General features: G+C 30.0%; 6 protein-coding genes and 1 pseudogene. 6 read left to right on the top strand and 1 reads right to left on the bottom strand.

The genetic code is table 11. The features are described 5' to 3' along the window. The 6 genes and pseudogenes from ACI3VO_RS11810 to ACI3VO_RS11785 form a co-directional block, all read left to right on the top strand. Positions 1–596 (top strand): annotated as a pseudogene (locus ACI3VO_RS11810) (acetyl-CoA carboxylase biotin carboxylase subunit); the annotation flags it as partial. Next, positions 589–1,452 (top strand): acetyl-CoA carboxylase, carboxyltransferase subunit beta, encoded by an 864-nt coding sequence (gene accD / locus ACI3VO_RS11805; RefSeq protein ID WP_439758104.1) that lies wholly within the window; start codon positions 589–591, stop codon positions 1,450–1,452. The pseudogene ACI3VO_RS11810 and the gene accD, both read left to right, overlap by 8 nt. 44 nt (positions 1,453–1,496) lie before the next feature. Then, positions 1,497–2,318: an acetyl-CoA carboxylase carboxyltransferase subunit alpha gene (locus ACI3VO_RS11800; RefSeq protein WP_439758103.1), complete on the top strand. Its 822-nt coding sequence runs from the start codon at positions 1,497–1,499 to the stop codon at positions 2,316–2,318. A 74-nt stretch (positions 2,319–2,392) separates the two neighbouring features. Continuing rightward, positions 2,393–2,845: a MarR family winged helix-turn-helix transcriptional regulator gene (locus ACI3VO_RS11795; RefSeq protein ID WP_439758102.1), complete on the top strand. Its 453-nt coding sequence runs from the start codon at positions 2,393–2,395 to the stop codon at positions 2,843–2,845. A gap of 137 nt (positions 2,846–2,982) precedes the next feature. Next, on the top strand, positions 2,983–3,672 hold the full coding sequence (locus ACI3VO_RS11790) for a peptidoglycan recognition protein family protein (protein WP_439758101.1): 690 nt from the start codon (positions 2,983–2,985) through the stop codon (positions 3,670–3,672). 153 nt (positions 3,673–3,825) lie between these two features. Further along, positions 3,826–4,695 carry a helix-turn-helix domain-containing protein gene (locus tag ACI3VO_RS11785; protein WP_439758100.1) on the top strand — a complete coding sequence of 290 codons (870 nt, stop codon included), beginning with the start codon at positions 3,826–3,828 and terminating at the stop codon, positions 4,693–4,695. A gap of 43 nt (positions 4,696–4,738) precedes the next feature. On the opposite strand, the gene ACI3VO_RS11780 is transcribed toward ACI3VO_RS11785, so the two are convergent. Next, positions 4,739–5,017: a hypothetical protein gene (locus tag ACI3VO_RS11780; protein ID WP_320925196.1), complete on the bottom strand. Its 279-nt coding sequence runs from the start codon at positions 5,015–5,017 to the stop codon at positions 4,739–4,741. Positions 5,018–5,114: the final 97 nt, after the last annotated feature.

Genomic DNA, 5,114 nt, shown 5'->3' with positions numbered 1-5,114 from the left:
AAAAAATGGGTGAAATCGCAAAACGTGCAGCAAAGGCAGTCGACTACAAAAATGCTGGAACTATAGAATTCCTTGTAGATAAAGAATGTAATTTCTACTTTATGGAAATGAATACTAGAATTCAAGTAGAACACCCTATAACTGAAATGATAACAGGGGTGGATATAGTAAAGGAACAAATAAAAATAGCATCAGGAATGAGACTTGACTTAATTCAAGACGACATATACATAAGTGGAAATGCTATAGAATGCAGAATAAATGCAGAAGATCCAGACAATAATTTTAGACCTTGTCCAGGATTAATAGAAGAATTATATATACCATCAGGACCAGGAGTTAGAGTAGACAGTGCAATTTACGCAGGCTATGAAATTCCTCCATACTATGATTCTATGATAGGAAAGATGATTACATATGGAGCTACTAGAGACGAAGCTATAATCAAGATGAAGAGAGCTCTAGGAGAATTTGCAATCGGAGGAGTTAAGACAAATATAGATTTTCAATACGATATATTAAACAACAAGGATTTTGTAAAGGGAAATTACGACACATCATTTATAGAAGAAAAGTTGGTGAGAGATAATGCTTAAGAATTTATTTAGAAAACAAGAGTATATAACAGTAAGTAGCAAGCCACTAGATGATAAAGAATTTACTCCAAATATACCAAATGGGAAATGGGTTAATTGCAAAAAATGTAAGAGTATAATTTACTTAGAAGATCTTCAAAACGACTATCATGTATGCCCAACTTGTAACTATCATTTTAATATTTCATCAGATGAAAGAGCAAAACAAATCTTTGATGAAGGTAGCTTCGTTCCAATGTTTGAGGAAATCGAAGCTACAAATCCACTAGATTTTCCTGGATACGAAGAAAAATTAAATAAAGTAAAAGAAAAATCAAATTTATCAGAAGGAGTACTATGTGGTACTGGAAAAATTGATTCAAAAAAAGTAGCAGCTGCTATAATGGATAGTAAATTTTTCATGGGAAGTATGGGCTGTGCAGTTGGAGAGAGAATAACAAGAACCGTAGAATATGCTACAGCAAACAAGCTTCCACTTATTATTTTTACAGCATCTGGTGGAGCTAGAATGCAAGAAGGCATTTTATCTCTTATGCAAATGGCAAAGGCTTCAGCAGCTATAGCTAAGCACGATGAAGCAGGTCTTTTATATGTAAGCATAATTACAAATCCTACTACAGGTGGAGTTACTGCGAGCTTTGCGATGCTTGGAGATGTGATAATCGCCGAACCAGGAGCTACTTTAGGGTTTGCAGGTAGAAGGGTAATAGAAAATACTATAAATCAAAAGCTACCAGAGGATTTCCAAAGTGCAGAATTTATGCTAGAAAAAGGATTTGTTGATGATATCGTAAGCAGAAAAGAATTAAAAGACTATTTATCAAAGCTATTGAGATTACATGGAATTGAAGAATAAAAATAGTCGTTATATAAATTATATGCTGTAGGTGGTGATAAATTATGAATAGCAAAGAAGTAAAAGCATGGGATATTGTTGAAATAGCAAGACATAAGGATAGACCAAACGCTAAGTTTTATATAGAAAATATTTTTGATGAGTTTATAGAGCTACATGGAGATAGAAATTTCAGAGATGATAGAGCTATAATAGGTGGTATTGCATCAATAGATGGCATAAATGTAACTGTGATCGGTGTAAATAAAGGGAAAAATGTAAAAGAAAACCTAGATGCTAATTTTGGAATGGTACATCCAGAGGGATACAGAAAAGCTTTGAGACTTATGAAGCAAGCCGAAAAATTTAATAGACCTATTATATGCTTTGTCGATACTCCAGGTGCGTTTTGTGGAATCGGAGCAGAAGAAAGAGGACAAGGACAGGCGATTGCACAAAATTTAATGGAAATGAGCAGATTAAAAACTCCTGTAATATCTATAATAACAGGAGAAGGAGGCAGCGGTGGTGCTCTAGGTCTTAGTGTTTCTGATAGAGTTTATATGTTAGATAATTCCATTTATTCAATTTTATCTCCAGAAGGCTTTGCATCTATTTTATGGAAGGATCCATCTAGAACTAAGGAGGCAGCAGAGGTAATGAAAATAACTGCTTTAGATTTGATGAATTTGGGTATAATAGATAATATAATAAGCGAGCCAAAGGAAGGTGCACATACAGATCCGTCTTTTGTAGCAAATAATATAAAGGACTTAATTAAAAAGGATTTAAAAGATTTAATTGATATATCTAAAGAGGATTTAGTAGAGACTAGATATCTTAAATTTAGAAGAATGGGAAATTTCTACCAATCTGTTAATAAATAATATCAATTGAAATTATTTTTAAAATTTATTATAATACATTTAAGATTTAAATAAATATGGAGAGAGAAAATAATATGGAAAACAGAGCGGAAAGATTAAATACACTTTTAGTGCAATTATTTAATGATATCTTGCATATAGAAGAAAAGGTTTTAAAAAGTTCTGAATTTAAGGATTTGTCCATAACGGAAATGCATACAATCGACGCAATCGGAACAAAAGGAAGCCGCACTATGGGAAAAATTGCCCATGACTTGAGAATAACAATGGGAACACTTACATCTGCAATTAATAGACTGATAAAAAAGGGATATGTTGAAAGATCAAGAACGGAAGCAGATAGACGTGTCGTATTAGTTAGTTTAACAGAAAAAGGACTACAAGCCTATAAGATTCACGATGATTTTCACAAAGAAATGGTAGAAACTACATTGAATTATTTCAATGATGACAAACAAGAAGTATTGTGTGAAATACTAGAAAAAGTAAATAAATTTTTTGAGAAAAAGTATGAAGGTCTCCAATAGGGGGGCTTTTTTTTTATGAAATTTAAGAAAATTAAAATAAAAAAGATATATTTTTAATGTATCATTTATATATAAGTATTTAGTATAATCTAGATTATATAAAAGTTTGCAAAAATAAGATTTTGGGGGATTTTTATATGAATAAAATAAATTTAAATTCTATCGATATTGATTTTTTCAAAAAAAATAAGCAAATAACTATTTATTTATTGATGATACTGCTATTAATATGCTTATTAATAAGTAAGTTAAATTATATTTACGGGTCTTCTTCTACACAGTATATAAAAGACGACCTACTTGTAAATGGAACGAGAATAGGTAGAGCAGAGGTTATATCAGATAAATTACTAGATAAAGGCTCATGTATTCCTGGCACTAAAATAAATCCTAAAGATATCGTAATTCATCAGACTGGGTGTATAGATGTAGATGCTGATAAAATGTATGAATCTCTAAAAAACGCAAATGAAGATCCATATGCAGGTACAGCTTATTCTAAATACAGAAACGCATCGTGGACAATAACTGTAGGCTATGACAAGATTATCGAGAATATTCCTTTAAATTGGGAGGCTTATGCACAGGGAACACATGAAGGAAATCAGACAGGTATTTCTATAGAAATATGTATGTACACAGATGGAGCTAAACAGAGACAAGCCTATTTAAATACTATAGAATTATTTAAAATTTTGAGCAAATATCAAGGAGGATTACAGCTTAAAAAGCACGAGGATTATACAGGTAAAGAATGTCCTCAATGGCTACTTGAAGGAAAATACGGTTTAGATTGGGATTGGTTTGAGCAGAAATGCTTGGAATAAGAAAGGTATAATTAAAAAAATAACTAATAATTCAAAAAAAACATCAATAATTCCAAAAAGCTAGATTAATACCCTTAGGGTAATAGGAAAAAGAGAATCGACTGTGTAATAATAATCTAAAGAAGCATAGATTATCAGAATGGAGGGATTATTGTGATTGATATAGTAAATTCTTATGAAGAAAATGCAAGGGAACTCTATAAAAGCTGTGATGTTTATTACAATAAAAATATATTTATAGCTAAATCCATTCCTTCAAATGAAAATTTAACCAAGTCAAGATTACATAGTCATGAGGAATACGAATTTTTTATTCCACATAGTCCAATTCCTTTTTTAGTAAATGAGGAAAGTATTTTTTTTGGAGAGATAGGGTATATATATTCATTTAAAAGTAATACAAATCACGGAATAAAATACGGTCTTTCTAATGTAGAATATACAGATATTCTCGTCAAAAAAGATTATCTAGAGGGTATAATGGAGGAATTAAATTGTTCAGATGATGTATTTAATTACCCTATATATTTATCGAGGGAATTGAAGTTTTATTTACATATTTTTATAGAAGAATTTCTAAAAAATGATCAAAAAGATTTAGTTAAGCTAGATATGATATCAAATCTTTTCTGTAGAGAATTGATTAGAGGAAACTTAAATAAAGATATAGATATTTTTAAACAAAAACAAAGCTATCAGAGGGGGATTTATTTAGCTGCAGATTTTATAAATCACAATTACAATAGGGAAATAAAGATAGAAGAAATGGCTAAATTAGCAGGATTATCAAAAAACTATTTTGGAGCTGCATTTAAAAAGGCATTAGGTGAAACCCCACATTCTTATTTGATTAAAATAAGAATATCAAAGGCAAAGGTTCTTTTAGAAACTACAAATTATTCTCTAAGCGACATATCAAAGAAGGTTGGATTTAAGAAGCCTAGTTCATTTACATCACAATTTAAAGCATCTACAGGTATGATACCTTCAAAGTATAGAGAAAAAAGCATAAGAAATTATTAAAATTTTAAGAGGCTCTTGTAAAATACAAGTAGCCTCTTAAAATTTAAAATGAAGAATTTTTGATATTTTTATTTGTTTCTTGTAATCTAGATATATTTTGTTCTGAACGTAAAATGCTATTTAAAATATCCACTATTTCTGGATCTACTGAAAATCCTGATTTATATTTTTTTAAATATAATTGACCGATTTGCTTTAATTCATCGTTTATTTTTTTGTTTTCTTGGGCTATTTTAGCTGTGTTTTTTCCAATTTCAGCTACATCAGTAGCTTTATCTGTAGCAGTTTTTGCTAGATTGTTTAATTTATCCATAAAAGCCATAGTGTAATATCCCTTCTTTCGTATTCATATAGTAATTTTATTATATAGTATATAGAATATGAAAACAAATAATAACATATGTTTTGTATAGATTAAT

Origin of the sequence: Intestinibacter sp. (assembly GCF_051866655.1) — a bacterium.
Classification (GTDB): Bacteria; Bacillota; Clostridia; order Peptostreptococcales; family Peptostreptococcaceae; genus Intestinibacter.
Note: the sequence above shows the minus strand (reverse complement) of the source record. Positions and strands in the feature narration are given on the sequence as shown.

What these genes read in the sequence shown, in the direction of transcription:
- ACI3VO_RS11800 (WP_439758103.1), top strand. Translation starts at nt 1,497, where the DNA reads ATGAATAGCAAAGAAGTAAAAGCATGGGATATTGTTGAAATAGCAAGA.
- ACI3VO_RS11790 (WP_439758101.1), top strand. Translation starts at nt 2,983, where the DNA reads ATGAATAAAATAAATTTAAATTCTATCGATATTGATTTTTTCAAAAAA.
- accD (WP_439758104.1), top strand. Translation starts at nt 589, where the DNA reads ATGCTTAAGAATTTATTTAGAAAACAAGAGTATATAACAGTAAGTAGC.
- ACI3VO_RS11795 (WP_439758102.1), top strand. Translation starts at nt 2,393, where the DNA reads ATGGAAAACAGAGCGGAAAGATTAAATACACTTTTAGTGCAATTATTT.
- ACI3VO_RS11780 (WP_320925196.1), bottom strand. Translation starts at nt 5,017, where the DNA reads ATGGCTTTTATGGATAAATTAAACAATCTAGCAAAAACTGCTACAGAT.